This window comes from Yoonia sp. JB2-21, assembly GCF_055693545.1.
Window position 1 is genome coordinate 533774 of sequence record NZ_JBVFUC010000001.1, and the last position, 20735, is coordinate 554508.

Here is a 20735-nt window from a genome sequence, read left to right on the forward strand (position 1 = left end):
AAGTCAGATCACCTCAATTGCACCACGTAGATCATCGAGTAGATCCTCTGGGTCCTCAAGACCCACACTCAATCTGATCAGTCCCGGTGTGATCCCCAGCGTCGCTTTCATCTCGTCAGATAACCGTTGATGCGTTGTCGTCGCTGGATGAGTCGCGATGGATTTCGCGTCACCAAGATTATTTGATATCGTCCAAACATTCAGACCATTCAAAAGCTTGAATGCACGATCCTTCGTGCCCGCATCAATCGACAATACGGTGCCACCGGCACCCATTTGTGCTTTGGTCAGCGCATTCTGCGGATGTTTTTCCAACCCTGGATATATCACATCCGTCAGCAGGCCGTCCGCTACAAGGTTTTCTGCGAGATATAGCGCGGTCGTCGCTTGCGCACGCACGCGCAGATCGATTGTCTCTAGGCCCTTCAGCATTAACCATGCCGTAAATGGGGACATGGACCCGCCAGTATGCTTCATAAACGGCTCAACAGTACCGCGAATGAAATCCTTTGTTCCCAATATCACGCCACCAAGCGCGCGGCCCTGCCCGTCTATGTGTTTGGTGGCAGAGTAGACCACGACGTCAGCGCCCTGTGCGATAGCATCCGAGAAGACCGGGGTCGCAAAGACGTTATCGACAATCACCGTCGCGCCTACGGCATGGGCCAACTTGGACACCGCGGTGATATCAATTACTTCCAACGTAGGGTTTGAAATGCTTTCGAAAAAAACGGCCTTTGTGTCGGCCCGGATTGCCGCGTTCCAGGCATCAAGATCAGTGCCATCAACAAACGTGACCTCAACCCCATAGTGCGAGAGTATCTCTTCCAGAATGTAGAGGCATGAGCCGAACAGCGCCCGCGCTGAGACGACATGATCGCCCGCACGCAACATAGACGTCAGTGCCCCATTGACCGCAGCCATGCCCGAGGCCGTTGCAAAGCCACATTCGGCGCCTTCAAGCGCCGCTATCCTGTCTTCGAACATTGCGACCGTTGGATTGCCATAGCGCGCATAAATGAACTCGTCATCGCCCGATGCGATAAAGCGCGCCTCGGCATCTTCGGCAGTGTCGTAGACAAACCCCTGCGTCAGATAGATGGCTTCGCTGACCTCATTATATTGGCTGCGTCTGATGCCGGTGTGCACCGCCTTCGTGCGTTTCTTCCACGTCTTCATTGTTTGTCCTCGCGCATCGATCGCGCAATAAAAAGCCTCGACACCGGGAAAAGGTATCGAGGCATCAAAACCCACAATCCTCTTTAGCAGCATATTTAACGTGGCCCGCAATCCGGTAACAAATCGCCACGCGCATGGCATACGCCGCGACTACGCTATCGTCAAGCAGTGCCCCTTGTTCTTTGGTGGTAAGGTGCGATGTTAAACCTGCGGCGACAAAGGACACAGTATGACAAAACCAATAGACCTGTACTTCTGGCCAACGCCAAACGGCTGGAAAGTCTCCATCGCTTTGGAAGAGATGGAACTGGCCTACACACTGCACCTTGTCGATATCGGTGCGGGAGACCAATTCAAACCAGACTTTTTGAGAATCGCCCCCAACAACCGAATGCCCGCAATTGTTGATCATGATGGGCCCGATGGAGCAGCAATTTCTATCTTTGAATCCGGGGCAATCCTACAGTATCTCGCGCGCAAGACCGGCAAGTTTTATGGCACGACCGAACGCGATCGGGTCAATGTAGATCAGTGGTTGATGTGGCAGATGGGCGGCTTAGGGCCAATGGCCGGTCAAGCGCATCACTTTCTCAAATATGCGCCGGCAATGAACCCACCCAATGATCTGCCCTACGCAAAAGATCGATATCGCGATGAAACAGGCAGACTGTACGGCGTTCTGGATCGACAATTGGCCGATCATGAGTTCGTTGCCGGTGACTTCTTCTCCATCGCAGATATTTCGATTTGGGGGTGGGCTTCCCTTTGGGAAGGCCAACAACAGACGCTGGACGACAAACCCCATATGGCGCGATGGCTTGCGACCATGGGCAACAGGCCCGGCGTACAAAGAGGGCGCGCATTGGCTGCCGAAAAACGCGGTGACTTTCGTAAAGATACCAGCGCGCAAAGCATACTCTTCAAGAAACCGTCGTAACGAATTGTTAGTGCTCAACGCATAAAACAGGGTTAGTTCAAATCAGAGTTGGCCTCGTCATGCAGTATCGCCCACATCGTTACCTCACTGAATTTCCTATCAATTTGCGCACGCCAGTCGGCATGCAAAAATGCAAGGTGATTGATGTCAATAATGCTGGTGCACGCATCTCTGGGCCCTCCAATCTGGAACGTGGACACAAGCTCCAGTTCGATATACTCAGCAACAAAGTTGACGCAGTGGTTTGCTGGGTATCGGGCGACCGGATCGGGATCAGCTTTCGACCGCAAATTACCAACTGCCAAGTCGACACACTTAGGTATCGTCGCGATGCAAGATCTGGCGCAACCCATAGCGCGGTAGGGTTTGCATTTGCAGAAATGCGGTGAGCGCTAACCCTCGTCTTCCGATGTTTCCGCAGGCTCAATAAAGTACCGCTGCAACTGATAAATCTGCACCCACAAGAACACCATTAAGACGACAGGAAAAGCAAACGTTTCCAGCTTGACCCAAAGGTCGGTTGACTGTGTCCGCCAGATGATTTCATTCGCAACACCCAAAGCTGCAAACATATAGCAAAGGCGGCGGGTAAAGATCATCCAACCCTCTTTTTCCATCGGCAGGAATTCTTCCATCACATATTGCAGATAACTTTGCCCACGAAGCAAACCGATACCAAGAAGCCCAGCCATGACGCCGTAAACGATCGTCGTCTTCATCTTGAAGAACCGCTCATCATTGAAATAGGCCGTCAGAGCACCAAAGAAGATCACCATGAACGCCGTAAAGACTTGCATACGACTTAGCTTACCGGTCAGAACCCAAAGAACACCCATCGCAGCCAACAAAATCGGAATGAATATGAGCGCGGCAACAATGAAGCCGGTATAGTCGGTCCCAGCGATAGTGTATGTTTCATCACGGATCCGAAGATAAATCAGGAAAAACGCAAGCGTCGGCCCCAATTCCAACACTTGCTTCAACACTGGATTGATCGTCTTTTCAGCCATGAACCTCTCCCTTATCCACTCATTTCCACGATGACGGCACCAAGTGCAACCAGCGTCATCAAAAACAGCCGACGTGGGCCGACCTTTTCGCCCAAAATAAACCAACCGATCAACGCCGCAAATACAACTGAGGTTTCACGCAAAACGGCGGCTTCACCGACCTTATCTAGTCGTGTCGCGACCAAAACGCCGCCAAAACTTATCCAGGCGATCAATGCCCCGACAAAGCCGCGCCAAACCAATGGACCCAATACGGGTGGGTCCTGCAATCTGCGATAATGCCATGTCGCCAGAAGAGGAAAATCAATCGCGGTCACAAAAAAGAACCATGCCAGAAATGTAAACGGGTCCGGGGATTGGCGGATGCCATATGCGTCGTAGGTCGTGTAAATCGCAACCAAGACACCGCCGACGAGCGCCCAAAGCAGGCCAAGGTTGAGCGCGCGCGGATCAATCACCTCTTCCGCGATGTTACGCGCCGCAAGCAGCAAGATCCCGCCCGACAGGCAAGCGACACCAAACCATTGGGTGGCGGTGAAATGTTCCGAGAAAAACAATGAGGCGGCGATGACAGTCACCAACGGCCCGGTACCGCGCACAACCGGATAAATCACGGTGTAAGCTGCACGCTCATAGGCAAGCGCCATTGTCACCTTGTAAGCAAAATGCACCACGATGGCACCCACAAGGATAAGCGCCGTCGTCGCGGTGGGCCTCGGCACAACGAACAACGCGACCGGTGCTGAAAGAATGCAAAGCCACGCATCAATCGCACCTCGTGTGAGCCAAGGATCATAACGTCCTTTTTGCATGGCTCCAAAAACCGCATGCGCAAATGCGGATACCAAAGCAAGAATTGTCGCCAATCGCGCGCCTTCGGCGGTGCCAGATATCACAACCAGCCAGATGCCGAGGTCGTTCACATGCGCCCCGGTTTCCATGTTAGGTCCACTGTGCTGTCACCGGCGGCATCACTTACAGCAGCAAAGAGGTCGGTATCATCTGCCTGCCCGACAATCGCCCCGGCAAGCTGCCACACGTTGATCCCCTCGCCTGCAGAATTCACGGATAGGGACAGCGTTCCCCGTGCGTTTGGCGTCGCCCCTGCGAACCGTAAGAATTCATTGCGGGTGCGTGTGCTGATCTGGTTTTCACCCACGTTTGTCAGGGCTTCGTTCACAGCGATGCGAGAAAGATCTGACAGGTCGAAACGTGCTTCATTCAGTAAATCTGGCGTCACGAAAAAATCCATGTCCACCCTTGATATCCTCAGCGCCGGCAACACCGCCAACACATCCGTACCGCGATCGATTGTGCCTGTGGTGGCGGTGACGTTCCCGCGAATGCCGCGACCATCGTTTGCTCGTGCGGTAAAGTTGCGCAGCCGCACTGCGCCACTTTCTGGCTGATGCGTGATCACCAAGGAAACATCGAATGTGCCGTAAATGGTAGCGACATCTGCCAAAAGGACTTCAATGGATCGTGCATTCGGCGGTATGTCGACAAACCGGTTTATTCGAAACTCCGCATCAATTCCGCCAGCAGCAAAGGGCCAATCCGCCGTCGCAGTCAGGGCACACCAATTGCCATCTTGTGATGAAACTTCTGCCTGAGAGATGCCCTCGCCCAAAGAGCCTGCAAAAACGACAATGTCTTCCCATGCCGTCGCACAGGCAGCGTCTGCCGTATCGCTCACCGCCGGTGCGGGCCATAGTCCGATGCAAAATGCAGCGATCAGGCCCCTCATCTATCAAGCCCGACAAGTGCTGCGGCGAAATCATCGGGATCAAAGGGCGCAAGATCATCAATCTGTTCCCCTACCCCAATCGCATGGATAGGCAGGCCGAATTTATCCGCCAATGCAACCAGCACCCCGCCTTTTGCCGTACCATCCAGCTTTGTCATCACAAGCCCTGAAACATCAGCAAGCTCTTGAAATACCTTAACTTGTTGAACCGCATTTTGCCCCGTCGTGGCATCTAACACCAACAATGTGTTGTGCGGTGCGTCGGGGTCTTTCTTGCGTATCACACGTACGATCTTGGCCAACTCTTCCATCAGGTCGGCGCGATTTTGTAGACGCCCAGCCGTGTCAATCATCAACAGGTCCGCACCATCGGCCTGCGCTTGGGTCATAGCGTCAAACGCGAGACTTGCCGGGTCGGAGCCTTCGGGTGCTGTCAACACAGGCACGCCTGCCCGCTCACCCCACACCTGCAATTGTTCCACTGCGGCGGCTCGAAACGTGTCGCCCGCGGCGATCACGACCTTCTTGCCCGCGGCACGGAACTGGCTGGCAAGCTTTCCTATCGTGGTCGTCTTGCCAGAGCCATTGACGCCAACGACCAGAACCACCTGCGGTGTTTTGGCGTACAGGGGCATGGGGCGTGCAACCGGATCCATGATCCTGCTGACCTCTTTTGCCATCAGGTCTTTGATTTCCTGCACTGAGAGCTTTTTGCCCAGGCGTCCCTCAGCCATATTTGCCGTAACACGCAAGGCGGTATCGACCCCCATGTCTGCGGTGATCAGCAACTCTTCGAGCTGTTCCAACATGTCGTCATCAAGGGTTCGCCTGACGACTGTCTTAGCCTCGGCCCCACCAAAAAGACGGCCAAGCAGTCCCTTTTTTTCAGGTTCCGGGGTTGGCTCCTCTGTTAACGGTGCGGTGAGATCAACATCAAATTGAAGCGGTGTCTCCTCGACCTCCGCGGCCACGTCACCGATGGCATCCGGGACCTCGGCCACGACATCCACATCTGGCACCGGTTCGACAGTGCTCTGTTTTTCGTCGTTCTCAGGTTCATAGACCGTTGGCTCTGGCTCTGGCTCTGGCTCTGGCTCTGGCTCTGGCTCTGGCTCTGGCTCTGGCTCTGGCTCTGGCTCTGGCTCTGGCTCTGGCTCTGGCTCTGGCTCTGGCTCTGGAATAGGGTCGACGCTCGCCGAGGTCAGCGCAACCTCTTCAGCGACGATTTCTTCTTCCTCACCACCGTCTTGGACAATGGCATCAAGCCCTTCGTCAATCTTGGACGAGGATTTGAACATCCGATCTTTGAGTTTTTTAAAAAACGACATGTCAGCAACCATTCCAGCCTTTCAACCCAACTAATCATCATCAGCTGGATTGGAAAGGCTTCTGGCGATCAGACTTCGTCTTTGAAGTGTTCCATAACCAATTTGATCGGGTTCGGCGCGGCCTGCCCCAACCCACAGATCGACGCATCGCTCATTGCCGTGCATAGGTCTTCTAAGAGCGGTTGATCCCAGCGATCGGCCTGCATCAGCTTGACCGCCTTTTCGCACCCAACACGACAAGGGGTGCATTGCCCGCAACTTTCATCTTCAAAAAACCGCAGCATATTCAAGGCCGCGTCGCGTGCTTTGTCCTGATCGGACAGGATCACAACAGCGGCTGAACCGATAAACGTACCAAGCGGCTGCAAAGTATCAAAGTCGAGGGGCACATCGTTAATGGTCGCAGGCAAAAGGCCAGATGATGGCCCGCCCGGCTGATAGGCCTTGAATACATGGCCTTCCGCCATACCGCCCGCGGCTGCGATGATATCAGTAATCGTGGACCCGGCAGGCAGCAGATAGACACCAGGTGTCGCCACACGCCCGGACACCGAATAGGACCTCAGGCCTTTGCGTCCGTTTTTTTCAGTCGCGTTGAGCACTTCGGGTCCCTCGCGGCAAACGCGCGCCACCCAAAGCAATGTTTCGACGTTGTGCACCAGTGTCGGTCGGCCAAAGATGCCAACCTGCGCGACAAATGGTGGCCGATGCCGTGGCAAGCCCCTTTGCCTTCAATGCTTTCAATCATTGCGGATTCTTCGCCACAAATGTACGCACCGGCACCGCGGCGCAAATCAATATAGCCTTCTTTGACAAGTCCGGCACTTTCCAAGGCCTTGATTTCACGTGCCAGTATTTCCAGCACCGCCGGATATTCGTCGCGCATATAAATATAGCAGGTGTCGGCCTCCACCGCCCATGCGGCGATCAGCATACCTTCCAAAAACAGATGCGGCGTGCGTTCCAGATAGTATCGATCCTTAAAGGTGCCCGGTTCGCCTTCATCCCCGTTCACCGCCAGATAGCGCGGACCTGCGTTGCCACGCACAAACCCCCACTTTTTCCCTGAGGGAAAACCGGCGCCGCCCAATCCACGCAGGCCAGAGGCCAGAACCTTGTCTTGAACGGCTTCCCAGTCGCCATTGTCGCGCAATGATTTCAGGACACTATAGCCTCCATCCGCACAATAGACCGCATAGTCATCGTAGTCAGGAAGATGCGCATGGGTGTCGTCGGCAGCAATTGCCGCCTGCACCTTTTCTACAGCTGCATGATCAATGTGGTTGTGACCCAATTCCAACGTTGGTGCTGTATCACATCGGCCCATGCACGGCGCACGCAGCACCCGCACTTTTGATGCATCCAGACTATCCTCCAGCGCCGCTTTGAGTTGCTGCGCGCCCGCCAATTCGCAAGACAGCGAGTCGCAGACCCGGATCGTCAAAGGTGGCGGCGTGGGATCGCCCTCTTTCACAACATCAAAATGCGCGTAGAAGGTGGCGACTTCATAAACTTCCGCCTGACTAAGACGAAGCTCTTCTGCGAGGGCACGTAAGTGAGCCGCCGACAGACAGCCATGCGCGTCCTGTATAAGATGCAGAAATTCGATCAGCAGATCCCGGCGGCGTGGCCGATCACCCAGCAGATCTTGGACCTCACTCCAGGCAGTATCATCAATTTGCCGTCCCTTGGGCCGATGCCGGCCCTTACCTTTGCCGGATTTCCAAACACCTTTGCGGTTGTCCAAAGCCATCGCGTCATTCCCTGTCAACTTGTCGTCAACATAGGCGGCAAACCACGCACAAACCACGCAAAAACGACACCAGAGCGGACCAATACGCGCAGCTTCACAATTTCCCCTGCAACATGCGGAAACCCATGCTAACTATGCGAAACATGAAAACGGGTCTTTTGCACTTCGGCGTTGCGACGCTTGCCCCCGCGGCTTTGCTGGCTTTTGGCGCCATCTGGGGCGGCGCGTGGGTTTTGGTTGCGGTGGTTTATCTGACTGCCATGACCAGCTTGTTTGACCGCATCTTTCCAAAAAATGTGATTGCGGAACCTTGGGCATCAGACGAAACGCTATCTGTTGCTATCGCAGCCGCGCATTTCTTGCTGCTGCCAATGATCGTCTGGGCCATTGCTGGCCAAACCCTGGGAACAACCGAAAAGATCGGGTTGTTTTTTGCCGCCGGTCTTTGGTTTGGTCAGATAAGCAACGCAAATGCGCATGAACTCATCCATCGCCAAAGCCGCACCCTGCATCGTCTTGGGATGTGGAGCTATGTCACGTTATTTTTTGGCCATCATACGTCGGCCCACGTCCTGGTGCATCACCAGCATGTCGCAACCGCGGTTGACCCAAATACCTCTCGGAAAGGTGAAAACCTATACCGTTACATGCTGCGCGCATGGGGCGGCTCGTTTCGTTTGGGATACCTCGCCGAGCGCGCCCGTCTCCAACGGATTGCGCGGCCCGCATGGCGCAATCCCTACATCATCTATGTCGGTGGTGCGGTGCTCTGCCTGTTTGTCGCTGCGATGCTGGGCGGTTTGCAGGCGGCGTTCGTGTATCTGGCGCTGTGTGCATACGCGCAGACGCAACTGTTGATGTCTGACTATGTTCAGCACTATGGGCTGACGCGCAAACTGGGCCCCGACGGCAAGCCGGAGCCTGTTGCGGCACAGCACAGCTGGAACAGCCCGCATTGGTTTTCATCAACCATGATGCTGAACGCGACCCGCCATTCTGATCATCATGCCCACCCGGGCCGCCACTATCCAGAACTAACGATACCCCAGGATGCGCCAATGCTGCCCCGCCCCTTGCCATTGATGGCAAGCATTGCACTGATACCTCCATTGTGGCGTCGTATCATGGACCCAAAGGTCGAAAGGTTGCACCATGCGTAGTTTGATAATGTGCCTGCTACTCGCGATGCCTGCCGCGGCACAGGACGCAATGACCGCAGAGGAATTTGACGCCTATGTCACTGGACGCACCATAACCTTCAGCACGGCAACCAACCCGTCATTCGGGATCGAGCGCTATTTGCCAAATCGCCGCGTCATGTGGTCCACCTTCGATGGCACTTGCCAATACGGGGTCTGGTTTGAAAGCGAGGGTGATATCTGCTTTCTCTATGACGACGATCCGGAACAAAAATGCTGGGCTATCTACAACGAACCCAACGGGTTGCGCGGTGTTTTCACGACACGGCCAAACACAACGGTAATCTTTGAGGTCTTGGACCGCGACGATCCTCTGATCTGCAACGATCTGTCGTCCTAGAACAGCGAACCCTGCGCGTCCTTGCCAACTTCCAAACGCCCATCCGAAAACTCCACCTCAAGGGTTTTGGCCTGCGCGGCAGCGGTCTTGGTTGTCACTACGATGCCATCACCCCGCACCACGGCATAGCCACGTTTCAGTGTTTCGACATATCCGAGCGTTTCGCGTAGTCGATCCAGAGCGTCTAATCGGGAGACGCGCTCTGCCTGTTGGCGCGATCCACGATCAGAGAGGCGGCGCAACAGGGTTTGAAATCGTTCGGACTGGCGCGCGACACGCATCTCCAAGACGTCGCCACGCAAACCGCGACCGGCTTGTTGCAATGCAATGCGACCATCTCGGGTGCGTCGGTTCAAAGCGGGTTCAAGACGCTCGGCCAAACCATTCAGACGCCGTCGATCTTCAGCAAGACGCCGCGACAGAATGCCCGGTCGCAAAGCCGCTTCACTCATCTGCAAACGTTTTTTGGCGGCGGCGCTCTTAAGAGCCGAAGGCAGACGTTCCCCCAGATAGTCAAGCCGCTGCCTTGGTCCTTCCACCAACGCATCGACTTGAGGCAAAGCACGGCCCAAGTCGCGTAAACGCTGCTGTCGTTGACCCAAACCGGTTGTCAAAGCCCGGCTCAGCCGCGCCCCTTGTTGATCAGCCCATGCCAGCAATTCCATCCGCACAGGGACAGCCAGCTCTGCTGCTGCTGTCGGCGTTGGCGCGCGCATGTCCGAAACGAAGTCGATAAGTGTTGTGTCCGTTTCATGCCCAACTGCAGAAATCAGTGGGATTTCAGACGCCGCTGCGGCACGCGCAACAACTTCTTCGTTAAAGCCCCAAAGGTCCTCAAGCGATCCACCCCCACGGGCGACAATCAACAAATCGGGACGCGGCAAGGCCCCGCCCGGTGTCAATTGATTGAAACCATCAATCGCTGCCGCAACCTCTGGCGCGCATTTGGCACCTTGCACAGCAACCGGCCAGACCAGAACTTTGCGCGGGAACCGATCACGCAAACGGTGCAAGATATCGCGGATCACCGCCCCCGACGGCGACGTCACAACCCCAATGATCTCGGGCAGATAGGGTAGCGCCTTCTTTCGTTCGGACGCAAAAAGCCCTTCGGCGGCCAAGGCAGCCTTGCGCTTTTCTAACATTGCCATCAACGCACCAGCACCTGCGGGTGCGATGTCTTCGATGATCATCTGATATTTTGATTGCCCCGGAAAAGTGGTCAGTTTGCCGGTCGCAACAACTTCCATGCCCTCTTCTGGACGATGGGCAAGCGCTTGCGCCCGCCCCTTCCAGATCACACCGGCAAGAACCGCGCGGTCATCCTTGAGGTCCATGTAGATGTGGCCCGATGCTGGACGCGACACGCGTCCAACCTCGCCTTTAACACGCACATGAGAAAATCCACCTTCAATGGCCTTTTTGACTGCCCCTGAGATTTCGGACACGGAGAACTCTGGAGTATTGTCAGCGGGTTCATCCTCAAAAAGATCGCTCACGTCAGGCCTCTCTCCCGGTCGCGCGCAGCGGCAGCGACGAAAACTTCCATTTCAGGAACCAGGTTGTCACAAATAGCGCCAACCCGAAACCTGCAAACATCAGTGAATTGAACAACAGCGACAAGATCACAGCAAGGATCCCGCTGATCCAGAACAAGATACTGGACATCCGCACCGATGCAAAATCAGGATCAGGCCAGAACTGCACCTGTGGTCGGCCGAATTCTTCGGCGTAATGGTCCAAAGCGCGCAAATAAGCCGGGTCATCTTCGAAAGGCGGGAACTCTCCGGGGTGGTGGATTGTACGGCCAATAATCCGTGGGCAAAAGTCATCAAAATAGGCCTTGGCATCTTTCACATGCAGACGCCAAACAACGTCAACAATTGGCGACGGCGCAAGAGTTTCCCCAGTACTTCCGACCAGATACATATAGCGGCGATATTCCTCGACAAGAATATAGCAGGTATCAACAGAGTGGCCGGTTTCATCGCGCAAGCGATCAATCAAAGATTGCGTCAACGGGCGCTCATGAAAACTGTACCCCTCAAGACGGTGCCAGAGATGTCTGTCCTTTTTCGCGGCCTTCATAGGTATCACCTACTCATCAACTGCCGCCCCCGCCCAAATACTAGTACGAACGTCGGTTTACGCCAAGCACTCTGTCACAAAAGGCGGCGATGTGACACTTGTGGTTGCGAGGTACGCGCCGTAGAACCGGCGAAACAAGGGGCATTGGCAGGGATACACCATGAATATTCTGATCTTGGGCAGCGGTGGACGCGAACACAGTCTTGCATGGGCCATCAAGCAGAACCCAAAGTGTGATCGCTTGATTGTCGCCCCCGGTAACGCAGGAATCGCGGCCATTGCAGACTGTACCGATATCAACATTCTGGACGGTGGAGCCGTCGCAACTTTTGCCGAAGAAAATGCCATTGATTTTGTGATCATCGGGCCAGAAGCGCCGCTGGCTGCTGGTGTTGCGGACAGATTGCGCAGCGCAGGTTTTCTGGTTTTCGGACCAAGCCAGGCCGCAGCACAGCTTGAGGCCTCAAAGTCGTTTACCAAGGCAATTTGCGACGCTGCAAATGCGCCAACGGCGGGGTACGCGCATTTCACCGATGCGGATGGGGCGCGGGCCTATGTCCAGCAACAAGGCGCGCCCATTGTCGTCAAAGCTGATGGTTTGGCGGCCGGCAAAGGCGTCATTGTTGCCACGACAGAAGCTGAAGCGCTTGCAGCGATTGACGACATGTTTGACGGTAGCTTTGGCGACGCTGGCGCAGAAGTCGTAATAGAAGAATTCATGGACGGGGAAGAGGCGTCTTTCTTTGTCCTTTGTGACGGTGAAACGCTTCTACCCGTTGGCACGGCACAAGATCATAAACGCGCATATGATGGTGACACCGGCCCCAACACCGGTGGGATGGGGGCATACTCGCCAGCGCCCGTCATGACCGAAGAGATGACCCAAAAGGCATTGAATGAAATCATCCAGCCGACAATGGACGAAATGCGCGCACGTGGCACCCCGTTTCAGGGCGTGCTTTTTTGCGGATTGATGATTCAGAACGGGCAACCGCGACTGGTCGAATATAATGTCCGTTTCGGAGACCCCGAATGTCAATGTCTGATGATGCGCTTGGGCGGGCAGATCCTTGATCTGTTGCAAGCCTGTGCCGAGGGGCGCCTCGCAGAAACCCGGGCAAATTGGGCCAATGATCACGCCATGACAATCGTAATGGCAGCCAAAGGATATCCGGGTGCCTACGCCAAAGGCACGATTATCAACGGACTTGAGAGCCAGCCTGAAGATAGCTTTCACATGGTATTTCATGCCGGCACCACAAAGATTAATGGCCAGATCACCGCCTCTGGCGGGCGCGTTCTGAATATCACAGCACGAGGGGCCAACTTGGCCGAAGCACATGAAAAGGCATATGCAATGGCGCAAGGCGTTGATTGGCAAGACGGTTTTTATCGCTCAGACATTGGCTGGCGCGCGCTTTAGCCCATTGCATCAGTTGAAGAAGCTGTTGCACCACAACAAAAAACCGCGCCCGAATGGGCGCGGCTTAGCTCCACTTAGCCGATCACCGACTTAGGCAGCACGACCAACCAAAACGGAATCTATCTCGGCGGCAGCGGCATTCTCATCGTTACCAGCCACGGCAGCAATCTCGCGTGTTAGCCGCTCTAGTGCTGCCTCATAAAGCTGGCGCTCTGAATAGCTTTGCTCGCGCTGGTCGTCTTGACGGTGCAAATCGCGCACAACTTCTGCAATCGCGATCAAATCGCCAGAGTTGATCTTTTGCTCGTATTCTTGTGCCCTGCGGGACCACATTGCTTTTTTAACCTTCGCTTTGCCGCGCAGTGTCTTCATCGCATGGCTCACGACGTCGGGGGTAGCTAAAGCGCGCATGCCGACATCTGTTGCCTTATGTGTCGGAACGCGCAGCGTCATCTTGTCTTTCTCGAAAGAAATAACAAACATTTCCAACTCAAACCCGGCAACCTCTTGTGTTTCAATGGAAACAACCTTGCCCACTCCATGTGCAGGATAAACGACAAACTCGTTGGGGCTAAAATCATACTTCTTCTTGCTCATGATCTTCCTTTCATGGCGGTTAGAATACCTGAGCGACAAAAAAACCGCCGGGGGCAAAGCGCCTCCGCCGGGGAATATCGGTCAGAAAATCAAATCAGTTCGTGTGCGTCATTATGGAAAGTATATCACAAATTTGACGCGCGCGAAAGCGCTGCATCGAGGCGATACAAAAAGAAATGAAACCAATGACTTAACATGAAAATAGTTCAGAATCAGCCGCCCTCGCCTGCGGCTTCTGAAAACAGCTCCATCTTGCCTTCTTTGCCGTCCATTTCATCGGCCGTCGGCAGCGGGTCTTTCTTGGTGATAATCACCGGCCACATCTCAGAATACTTGCGATTAAATTCAACCCACTTTTCCATATCCGGCTCTGTATCGGGGCGGATCGCATCAGCAGGGCATTCAGGTTCGCACACACCGCAGTCAATGCACTCATCAGGGTGGATCACGAGCATATTTTCACCCTCATAGAAGCAATCCACGGGGCAGACTTCAACGCAGTCTGTATATTTGCAGGCGATGCAATTGTCGTTGACGATATATGTCATGAGATGTGGGTTCCGTTTAGCTAACGCAGCCTAGCTAGAATAGACTGCGGGTGCATTCAAGGTCCAACAGACGCAGTGACGCGGCGAAGCTTCGTAAAGCAGAACATGGGCCGCATTCGAGCAAGACAGCGCCACTACCAACGCACAAGGCTGGACTGATGACGGTCTTTGGCCCATCTTCACAGTTGAAATCCAATTCCGGGTTACAAATTTTTTGGGGGGAACGACATGTCACTAATGAACACAGTCACGAAGATGGCTATCGGGTTTGCGATGGCAAAAGGCATGGATGCCATGCAAAAGAACGGCGGTATCGGAAACGTGCTTGAGGGGCTCAAGGGCGGCGGGCAAGCGCCGCAGCAGGCCGGCGGCATGGGCGGTCTTGGCGACATGTTGGGCCAGTTGACCGGGGGTGGAGCACAACAAAGCTCCGGCGGACTGGGCGGGATGCTTGGTCAACTAACAGGCGGCGGTGGGGCGACCGGTGGCCTTGGTGGTATGCTCAGCCAATTGGGCGGTGGTGGCGGCGCAGCTGCTGCTGGTGGTCTTGGCGGCCTTGGTGCACTCTTGGGTGGTTTGGCTGGCGCGCGCGGTGGTGAAGCCGGCGGCGGCCTGGAGGCCATGCTCAATCAGGATAACCCTGCCGATGAACCGGACGAAGAAGAGGTTGCAAAGCTGATGTTGCGGGCAATGACCCAAGCGGCGCGGGCTGATGGCGATCTGGATGCGGGCGAGAAAGCAAAACTGACCGGCGCGCTGAGTGATAGCGACCCCGGCACGATGGAAATCTTGCAAGATATCCTGTCATCCCCTGTTGATGCCGCGCAATTGGCCGCTGACACGCCCAAAGGACTTGAAACCCAAGTCTATACAATGTCGGTAAACTCCATCACCCCCGACAATCAGGCAGAGGCACAATATCTGCACGAACTTGGCAGCGCCTTGGGGATCAAGCCCGAAACGTCGAACGCCATTCACGACAGCCTCGGCGCACCACGACTCTATACCTAAACTTTAAAACCTGCGCGGTCCTGTCAGGGCTGGACCGCGCATCCCGCAATACAACGCACGGAGCATTGTATCCGTATGATTGATTTCTTCCCCTACATCTTTGAGACGATACTGACCCAGACACTCAATGGGCGACGCCTGATGTCGCCTGCGATCGTTCTGGATCCAACGCTGACAGAAGACCCGCCATTCGACAGATACCCGAAACTGCGGGTCGAGGCGGAGATCAACGGTTTTGCCCACGAAGGCGCCTTCGTGCCAATCTATGGCGGTCACTATATGATGGTGTCCAAGCGCCTGCGTAAAGCGATCGGCGCCAAACTTGGCGATACGGTGGTCATCCATTTCAAGATTGCTGATCAGGATGCCGTAAAGATCCCGGCGGTTCTGCAAGAGGCGTTCGCGGATGCACCCGATGCACGGGAACTGTGGGACGATATGCCCGTTGGCAAGAGGCGCAGCTGGTGCGTCCAAATCGAAAAGGCCAAAGCAGCACAAACCAAACAGACTAAGATCGGCAAGTTGTTTGATTTACTCTATGACGGCTAATCGCACTGTCCGATCGGGCATGTGAAGCGGAAAGCCATCATGCTTTTTCACAGGTAATACATATTGAAGAAACAATAATCCAAGATATGGAAAAACAATCAGACAGCTACAATACGCGCATCAAAGATTATGGTCCCGAGCGTATCGCTCCGTTCAACGCAGCCAACAAACGATGCCCACAGGCGCGCGAGATTGAGCGACAGCTGCTGATACAGCGTCTCGACCTCCAAGCCGATCATAGAGTGCTGGATACTGGGTCCGGTGGTGGGTATCTTGTCGAAGGGTTCCCAAAATCAGTTCTTGAAAACGGGACGATTATTTGTAGTGACGCCGCCGAACATTTCATTACAACCATTCCAAAACCATTTGTTCCGCTGGTCTGTGATATGGACGATTTTCCGCTGCCGACGGCCTCGATTGATCGAGTCAGTAACCTCGCGGGCCTTCACCACGTCCAATTTAAGGGGCGCTTCTTTCAAGAGGCCGCGCGCGTGTTGAAACCAGGCGGATTGATTGCTGTCGCCGATGTGCTGACTGGCACGCGTCCGGCGCACTGGTTAAACGGCGCCGTAGATCGGTTCACCGATATCGGCCACAACGGTATGTTTGTGGTCGAGGGGGATTTTACCGCGCTGCTAGAAGAGGCCGGGTTCTGCAAAATAGAAGAAAAACACGAGGTTTTCCCCTGGTCGTTTGAGACTTGGGATGAACTCGTTGATTTCTGCCGTGATCTGTTTCGGCTTACCAAGGCAACACGCGCAGACATCGAAGCCGCCTTGCACGACACACTGGTTATCCATCGCGAGAACGGCGGCGTGCAACTTGAATGGGAGTTGACCTATGCCACGGCACGACTACCCTGCTAGGGTGACCCGGGGGCTGCGCGCAAGTCGCCATCATCGGGACGGATGATCGGTCCGTCAACTTTCAATCAATGCCCATATCGCGCCGATCTTTCTTGGTCGGACGTCCACCCTTTTCATAGCGTGGGTTCTTTCCCCGCGCCTCTGCGGGGCGCTCCTTGGATGCCGGCGTTAAGTCTTCATAGAGCGTTTGCGCCTCGGGTGCGGGGCCGCGCCGTTCCCCACAGGCAACGATTTTCACGACACGCGTATCATTTGCCTGCACAAAAGTCAGCACATCCCCCGGCCCAACGGCACGCGCGGGTTTACTGACCGGTTGACTATCGACACGCACTTTGCCACCCGTCACGACACCAGCGGCAATACTGCGCGACTTGAAGAACCGCGCCTGCCACAGCCATTTATCCAATCGAATTGTCGGGCGCGGGTCGGTCAATCCTTTTTGAAGCCCGCCAAGGCGGCTGCAAATGGATTGTCGGGGTCAATTTGCTTTTCGCGCTTGGGCTTGGCTTGGAAGGTCTGCGGCTTGTTGCCACCACCTTGCGATTTACCTTTGCCCTTCGGCTTGCCCTTACCACGCGGACGCGCATCGCCTTGTGGGCGGGCAGGACGTCCAGCACGACCACCCCAAGTAAAGGTATAAAACACCTCCATCTCAGGGCCAATATCTGGCGCTTCGAGCGTCACTTCCGCTGGGGCTTCATCGGTCGGGACCACAACTTCGTCAGGCGCATCAGCGGGAACCTCGGTTGGCGTCGCCTCGGCGATCTCAGCCACAGCCTCAACAGCCACAGCTTTCACCTTCTCACGCTCGCCCTTTTCAGCCTTGTAGCCGAGCCCTGCCATCAAATCAGCGAACTGATCCAGTGTCATGCCCGTAATCGACAGCATGTCAGGGTTCGCCTCAAACCCGCCACGGCTGTCCTTGTCGCGGAGCATGTCCGCAAGACGCTCAAGCATATCGATGCGGATCGCCCGTTCGCCTGCCGCACGATAGCCGGCCATTGCATAGTAGCCCGGTGTCATCCCCTTTGACGTCGGTACTGTTACCAAACCGGGTGGTGGACTTTCTGGAAACTCACCCAAATCTTTCGCCAAAGACCACAAAACCAGACGCAAGCGCGTTGGCGCTGGCTTCAATAGTAAAGGCATGAAGATCGTAAACTGGCCAAAACGCATGCCGTGTTTACGCAATGCGCCGCGCGCATCCTGATCGAGCGCCTTGACTTCGTCTGCGACTTCGCCACGCGGAATAATTCCGAAACCTTCGGCCATGCGGTAGGCAAAACCTTTGGCAGAACCGGTGAGCGCCTCATCATTCTTAAGCGCCAAAAGCGGCTCGAACCCGGCCGCGATCTTGCGATCGATAAAGTGCTGCAACCGGCGCTGGACTTTGGCCGCGACGTCCGGACCGGCTTCCTCGTCAACAAAAGCCTCAACCGCGGGTTTCAAGGGGTCATCACTTTTGACCAACTTGCCAACGGCCTGATCGCCCCACATCAATCCACCCTGTTCCGTAAAATCAATCTCGGGATCTGGGGCGTTGTAGAAGCGATCTGCAAGTAGGTGAAATTGCGGCACCAACGCCTGCACAGAAGCCTGGCGCAGCGTCTTGGCCTCATCCGGGCTACCCGCCTTGTCCATCCGGAAGCGGAAGCCTTCTAGCCGTCCGACGAATTCACCTTCGACGGTCACTTCACCTTTTTCATTTACGTCAGCCAAAAGGCTCTCCTTCTGTTTGAGCCGGCGAAGCAAAATGCTGGTCCGCCGGTCCACAAATCTTTGCGTCAATGCACCATGCAGCGCATCTGATAATCGGTCTTCTACAGCGCGCGTCTCATCACGCCAACGAGATTCGTCAACCAGCCACCCTTTCCGTTGTGCCACATAGGTCCATGTGCGGATATAAGCGAGCCGTTTGGATAGCGTATCAATGTCCCCGTCAGTGCGGTCAATCCGCCGCACCTGCAATCCGAACCAATTGGCGGACACATGCCCAAGCTGGTGCAGATCGTTGTATATATGGGTCAGAAGGCCCGCATGTTCACCGCTACTGATACCACGAAAATCAGGGACGCGGCAGACATCCCAAAGCAATTTTATTGATGGACCGTCGGTCGCCCGCGCCGCGACCTCGTCATCCATCGCCAGCGCCTTGAGGGCGGCAAGGTCATCGCTTTCGCGCACGCGTGTCAGCCAAAAGTCATCTGTGCGTTCTTCCAGCGTCGCGATCAGGCGTTTGACAGATCCAAATTGCAGACGGCTATTACGCCACTGCAGTTTCTTGACCGGCTGAAAGCGGTGATCACAAATCGCCTGCGCCACGCCTTCATCCAATGGTGGTGCTTCACCAGTGACACCAAAGGTGCCGTTATCGACATGCCGCCCGGCGCGCCCTGCAATCTGGGCCAATTCATCCGGTTGCAAATGGCGCATCCGCCGCCCATCAAACTTGGTCAGTGACGAAAAGGCCACGTGATTGATATCAAGGTTCAGGCCCATCCCAATCGCATCGGTCGCGACCAGATAATCCACATCGCCGTTCTGGTACATCTCGACCTGCGCATTGCGCGTGCGCGGCGAGAGTGCCCCCATCACCACCGCAGCACCGCCTTTGGTGCGGCGCAACAACTCTGCAATCGCATAGACATTTTCAACCGAAAACCCGACAATTGCGGACCTTGCTGGCATACGGCTTATCTTTTTCGAACCTGAGTAGGTCAGCTGCGACATCCGCTCGCGGCGCATGAAATTTACATCTGGCACCATCGCAGCAATCGCATCGCGCATCGTTTCCGCGCCCAGAAACAGCGTTTCGTGCAAGCCACGTGCATGCATCAGACGATCCGTAAAAACATGTCCCCGCTCGGGATCATTGCAAAGCTGGATTTCATCGACGGCCAGAAAATCGCATCCCATCCCTTCTGGCATGGCCTCAACCGTACACACCCAATAAGCCGCGCGCGGCGGGACAATCCGCTCTTCGCCTGTGACCAAAGCAACGACACCGGGACCGCGCAGCACAACAATGCGGTCGTATACTTCGCGCGCCAAAAGGCGCAGCGGCAGCCCAATCACACCGGTGCGATAGGATAACATCCGTTCGATCGCGTAATGTGTCTTGCCGGTATTGGTCGGGCCAAGCACGGCCGTGATCCGGGAACCTGTCATATCTTCCCCGAACTTTCGGAGCGCCGCCGCTTAGAGCGACTGACCCTCTAGCTGCAATTTCAAACGCTCAACCGCTGTCAGAACCTCAACCGAATTGGGGTTCATCGTCAGAACCATCTCATAAATCTCAAGTGCATCTTTAGGGCGCTGCAACTCTTCCATGATGATCGCCAAACCGCGCATCGCCTCAAAATGGCGTGGGTTGAGGGTCAGCGCTTGGCGAATATCATCCAACGCAGGTCCGGTCAGACCCAGTAAATAGTAAGAAGACGCACGCCCGTAATACCCTTCGGCGAATGCGGGATCATGGTCGATCAATGCGGTAAAATGCTCTGCCGCCACATCGGGTGCCCCATCATCCAGCGCATCCTTGCCCCGCCGCAACAGCAAATCCATTGCCGCTGACCCGCTCTTTTCCCATTGTGCAATAATTCGCCGTTCGATGCGCGCATATGTCTGCTCATCCGCCTCAGCGAGCTCTTGATAAAGATCGTCAATCGTCGTTTCCTGTGCTTGTACAGGTAGGGAAAACCCTACTGCCAGCAAAAGTGCCGTAACGATACATTTGAAGCGATGTCTTAGCATACCCATAACATGCAATGTAGCGCACTGTGCAGCCAACACCAGAGGGCGTGCAGTCACATCAACGAATAGAGGACTAAAAAATGAGTGATGTCATCAACGAAGCCGTAGCCCAACTCAACGCCAAAATGGATGGGGCAGGTTTCGACGGCACTGCCAAATTCGCCATCGAAGGCGAAGGCAGCATCATTATCGACGCAGATGGCGCGCGTGCCAGCGACGATGACGCAGACGTCACCCTGAGCGCCAGCACAGATGTGTTCAAAGCCATCCTTGACGGTGAAATGAACCCGACAACCGCTTTTATGACCGGCAAACTGGCGGTTGATGGCGATATGGGTCAGGCCATGAAACTGTCCGGCGTTCTGGCCTGATTATGGACGCGGCTCCCCTTTTTGACGATATCGCAG

General features: G+C 55.2%; 21 protein-coding genes, 1 pseudogene and 1 riboswitch. Of the genes and pseudogenes, 9 read left to right on the forward strand and 13 right to left on the reverse strand.

The features are described from left to right. Positions 1-3: 3 nt before the first annotated feature. Positions 4-1179 (reverse strand): O-succinylhomoserine sulfhydrylase, encoded by a 1176-nt coding sequence (gene metZ, locus ACZ1G5_RS02640; protein ID WP_472731377.1) that lies wholly within the window; start codon positions 1177-1179, stop codon positions 4-6. Positions 1180-1241: 62 nt separating this feature from the next. Continuing rightward, a riboswitch (SAM riboswitch) is annotated at positions 1242-1319 on the reverse strand. Positions 1320-1408: 89 nt separating this feature from the next. On the opposite strand from metZ, the gene ACZ1G5_RS02645 reads away from it, so the two are divergent. Together ACZ1G5_RS02645 and ACZ1G5_RS02650 are read left to right on the forward strand one after the other, a co-directional pair. Beyond that, the gene (locus tag ACZ1G5_RS02645; RefSeq protein WP_472731378.1) at positions 1409-2116 is read left to right on the forward strand and encodes a glutathione S-transferase N-terminal domain-containing protein; all 708 of its coding nucleotides are present in this window, start codon (positions 1409-1411) and stop codon (positions 2114-2116) included. A gap of 59 nt (positions 2117-2175) precedes the next feature. Beyond that, positions 2176-2505: a PilZ domain-containing protein gene (locus ACZ1G5_RS02650; RefSeq protein ID WP_472731379.1), complete on the forward strand. Its 330-nt coding sequence runs from the start codon at positions 2176-2178 to the stop codon at positions 2503-2505. A gap of 3 nt (positions 2506-2508) precedes the next feature. Here the strand turns inward: ACZ1G5_RS02650 and ACZ1G5_RS02655 are convergent, their stop codons facing one another. From ACZ1G5_RS02655 to ACZ1G5_RS02675, 5 genes and pseudogenes are all read right to left on the reverse strand, one after another. Next, positions 2509-3126, reverse strand: a complete 618-nt coding sequence (locus tag ACZ1G5_RS02655; RefSeq protein WP_472731380.1) for an inner membrane-spanning protein YciB — start codon at positions 3124-3126, stop codon at positions 2509-2511. 11 nt (positions 3127-3137) lie between these two features. Further along, positions 3138-4067 (reverse strand): EamA family transporter, encoded by a 930-nt coding sequence (locus tag ACZ1G5_RS02660; RefSeq protein ID WP_472731381.1) that lies wholly within the window; start codon positions 4065-4067, stop codon positions 3138-3140. After that, complete coding sequence (locus tag ACZ1G5_RS02665) at positions 4046-4873, reverse strand: hypothetical protein (protein ID WP_472731382.1); 828 nt, start codon at positions 4871-4873, stop codon at positions 4046-4048. Before ACZ1G5_RS02665 ends, ACZ1G5_RS02660 begins: the two co-directional genes overlap by 22 nt. Then, entirely contained in the window at positions 4870-6201 is a 1332-nt protein-coding gene (gene ftsY / locus ACZ1G5_RS02670) for a signal recognition particle-docking protein FtsY (RefSeq protein ID WP_472731383.1), read from the reverse strand. The genes ACZ1G5_RS02665 and ftsY overlap by 4 nt, the downstream gene beginning before the upstream one ends. Before the next feature lie 68 nt (positions 6202-6269). Further along, positions 6270-7954, reverse strand: a pseudogene (locus tag ACZ1G5_RS02675) (NAD(P)H-dependent oxidoreductase subunit E). 143 nt (positions 7955-8097) lie between these two features. Here ACZ1G5_RS02675 and ACZ1G5_RS02680 point away from each other — a divergent pair. Together ACZ1G5_RS02680 and ACZ1G5_RS02685 are read left to right on the forward strand one after the other, a co-directional pair. Beyond that, complete coding sequence (locus tag ACZ1G5_RS02680; RefSeq protein ID WP_472731384.1) at positions 8098-9114, forward strand: alkane 1-monooxygenase; 1017 nt, start codon at positions 8098-8100, stop codon at positions 9112-9114. Next, positions 9107-9493 (forward strand): hypothetical protein, encoded by a 387-nt coding sequence (locus ACZ1G5_RS02685; protein WP_472731385.1) that lies wholly within the window; start codon positions 9107-9109, stop codon positions 9491-9493. The genes ACZ1G5_RS02680 and ACZ1G5_RS02685 overlap by 8 nt, the downstream gene beginning before the upstream one ends. Here the strand turns inward: ACZ1G5_RS02685 and xseA are convergent. Together xseA and ACZ1G5_RS02695 are read right to left on the reverse strand one after the other, a co-directional pair. Continuing rightward, the gene (gene xseA, locus ACZ1G5_RS02690) at positions 9490-10992 is read right to left on the reverse strand and encodes an exodeoxyribonuclease VII large subunit (protein WP_472731386.1); all 1503 of its coding nucleotides are present in this window, start codon (positions 10990-10992) and stop codon (positions 9490-9492) included. The genes ACZ1G5_RS02685 and xseA overlap by 4 nt on opposite strands. Before the next feature lies 1 nt (position 10993). After that, positions 10994-11581, reverse strand: a complete 588-nt coding sequence (locus ACZ1G5_RS02695) for a glycine-rich domain-containing protein (RefSeq protein ID WP_472731387.1) — start codon at positions 11579-11581, stop codon at positions 10994-10996. Positions 11582-11741: 160 nt separating this feature from the next. On the opposite strand from ACZ1G5_RS02695, the gene purD reads away from it, so the two are divergent. Further along, entirely contained in the window at positions 11742-13004 is a 1263-nt protein-coding gene (purD, locus tag ACZ1G5_RS02700; RefSeq protein WP_472731388.1) for a phosphoribosylamine--glycine ligase, read from the forward strand. 90 nt (positions 13005-13094) lie between these two features. On the opposite strand, the gene ACZ1G5_RS02705 is transcribed toward purD, so the two are convergent. Further along, positions 13095-13601: a CarD family transcriptional regulator gene (locus ACZ1G5_RS02705; protein ID WP_247228905.1), complete on the reverse strand. Its 507-nt coding sequence runs from the start codon at positions 13599-13601 to the stop codon at positions 13095-13097. A 212-nt stretch (positions 13602-13813) separates the two neighbouring features. Next, complete coding sequence (gene fdxA, locus ACZ1G5_RS02710) at positions 13814-14149, reverse strand: ferredoxin FdxA (protein WP_472731389.1); 336 nt, start codon at positions 14147-14149, stop codon at positions 13814-13816. A 228-nt stretch (positions 14150-14377) separates the two neighbouring features. Between fdxA and ACZ1G5_RS02715 the strand changes: the two genes are divergently transcribed. The 3 genes from ACZ1G5_RS02715 (at position 14378) to ACZ1G5_RS02725 (ending at position 16575) form a co-directional block, all read left to right on the forward strand. Beyond that, entirely contained in the window at positions 14378-15160 is a 783-nt protein-coding gene (locus tag ACZ1G5_RS02715) for a DUF533 domain-containing protein (protein WP_472731390.1), read from the forward strand. A 75-nt stretch (positions 15161-15235) separates the two neighbouring features. Next, positions 15236-15709, forward strand: coding sequence for a YdeI/OmpD-associated family protein (locus tag ACZ1G5_RS02720; protein WP_472731391.1), 474 nt, complete (start codon positions 15236-15238; stop codon positions 15707-15709). 86 nt (positions 15710-15795) lie between these two features. Then, positions 15796-16575, forward strand: a complete 780-nt coding sequence (locus ACZ1G5_RS02725) for a class I SAM-dependent methyltransferase (protein WP_472731392.1) — start codon at positions 15796-15798, stop codon at positions 16573-16575. A gap of 61 nt (positions 16576-16636) precedes the next feature. Here the strand turns inward: ACZ1G5_RS02725 and ACZ1G5_RS02730 are convergent, their stop codons facing one another. From ACZ1G5_RS02730 to ACZ1G5_RS02740, 3 genes are read right to left on the reverse strand one after another with little or no spacing between them, the layout of a single operon-like run. Beyond that, complete coding sequence (locus ACZ1G5_RS02730; RefSeq protein WP_472731393.1) at positions 16637-17008, reverse strand: RNA-binding S4 domain-containing protein; 372 nt, start codon at positions 17006-17008, stop codon at positions 16637-16639. Next, positions 17005-19743, reverse strand: coding sequence for a helicase-related protein (locus tag ACZ1G5_RS02735; protein ID WP_472731394.1), 2739 nt, complete (start codon positions 19741-19743; stop codon positions 17005-17007). Before ACZ1G5_RS02735 ends, ACZ1G5_RS02730 begins: the two co-directional genes overlap by 4 nt. Before the next feature lie 30 nt (positions 19744-19773). Then, on the reverse strand, positions 19774-20334 hold the full coding sequence (locus tag ACZ1G5_RS02740; protein ID WP_472731395.1) for a tetratricopeptide repeat protein: 561 nt from the start codon (positions 20332-20334) through the stop codon (positions 19774-19776). 74 nt (positions 20335-20408) lie between these two features. On the opposite strand from ACZ1G5_RS02740, the gene ACZ1G5_RS02745 reads away from it, so the two are divergent. Then, positions 20409-20699 (forward strand): SCP2 sterol-binding domain-containing protein, encoded by a 291-nt coding sequence (locus ACZ1G5_RS02745; protein ID WP_472731396.1) that lies wholly within the window; start codon positions 20409-20411, stop codon positions 20697-20699. The last annotated feature ends 36 nt before the right edge of the window (positions 20700-20735 follow it).

What these genes read in the sequence shown, in the direction of transcription:
- metZ (WP_472731377.1), bottom strand. Translation starts at nt 1,179, where the DNA reads ATGAAGACGTGGAAGAAACGCACGAAGGCGGTGCACACCGGCATCAGA.
- ACZ1G5_RS02645 (WP_472731378.1), top strand. Translation starts at nt 1,409, where the DNA reads ATGACAAAACCAATAGACCTGTACTTCTGGCCAACGCCAAACGGCTGG.
- ACZ1G5_RS02650 (WP_472731379.1), top strand. Translation starts at nt 2,176, where the DNA reads ATGCAGTATCGCCCACATCGTTACCTCACTGAATTTCCTATCAATTTG.
- ACZ1G5_RS02655 (WP_472731380.1), bottom strand. Translation starts at nt 3,126, where the DNA reads ATGGCTGAAAAGACGATCAATCCAGTGTTGAAGCAAGTGTTGGAATTG.
- ACZ1G5_RS02660 (WP_472731381.1), bottom strand. Translation starts at nt 4,067, where the DNA reads ATGGAAACCGGGGCGCATGTGAACGACCTCGGCATCTGGCTGGTTGTG.
- ACZ1G5_RS02665 (WP_472731382.1), bottom strand. Translation starts at nt 4,873, where the DNA reads ATGAGGGGCCTGATCGCTGCATTTTGCATCGGACTATGGCCCGCACCG.
- ftsY (WP_472731383.1), bottom strand. Translation starts at nt 6,201, where the DNA reads ATGTCGTTTTTTAAAAAACTCAAAGATCGGATGTTCAAATCCTCGTCC.
- ACZ1G5_RS02680 (WP_472731384.1), top strand. Translation starts at nt 8,098, where the DNA reads ATGAAAACGGGTCTTTTGCACTTCGGCGTTGCGACGCTTGCCCCCGCG.
- ACZ1G5_RS02685 (WP_472731385.1), top strand. Translation starts at nt 9,107, where the DNA reads ATGCGTAGTTTGATAATGTGCCTGCTACTCGCGATGCCTGCCGCGGCA.
- ACZ1G5_RS02695 (WP_472731387.1), bottom strand. Translation starts at nt 11,581, where the DNA reads ATGAAGGCCGCGAAAAAGGACAGACATCTCTGGCACCGTCTTGAGGGG.
- purD (WP_472731388.1), top strand. Translation starts at nt 11,742, where the DNA reads ATGAATATTCTGATCTTGGGCAGCGGTGGACGCGAACACAGTCTTGCA.
- ACZ1G5_RS02705 (WP_247228905.1), bottom strand. Translation starts at nt 13,601, where the DNA reads ATGAGCAAGAAGAAGTATGATTTTAGCCCCAACGAGTTTGTCGTTTAT.
- fdxA (WP_472731389.1), bottom strand. Translation starts at nt 14,149, where the DNA reads ATGACATATATCGTCAACGACAATTGCATCGCCTGCAAATATACAGAC.
- ACZ1G5_RS02715 (WP_472731390.1), top strand. Translation starts at nt 14,378, where the DNA reads ATGTCACTAATGAACACAGTCACGAAGATGGCTATCGGGTTTGCGATG.
- ACZ1G5_RS02720 (WP_472731391.1), top strand. Translation starts at nt 15,236, where the DNA reads ATGATTGATTTCTTCCCCTACATCTTTGAGACGATACTGACCCAGACA.
- ACZ1G5_RS02725 (WP_472731392.1), top strand. Translation starts at nt 15,796, where the DNA reads ATGGAAAAACAATCAGACAGCTACAATACGCGCATCAAAGATTATGGT.
- ACZ1G5_RS02735 (WP_472731394.1), bottom strand. Translation starts at nt 19,743, where the DNA reads ATGACAGGTTCCCGGATCACGGCCGTGCTTGGCCCGACCAATACCGGC.
- ACZ1G5_RS02740 (WP_472731395.1), bottom strand. Translation starts at nt 20,334, where the DNA reads ATGGGTATGCTAAGACATCGCTTCAAATGTATCGTTACGGCACTTTTG.
- ACZ1G5_RS02745 (WP_472731396.1), top strand. Translation starts at nt 20,409, where the DNA reads ATGAGTGATGTCATCAACGAAGCCGTAGCCCAACTCAACGCCAAAATG.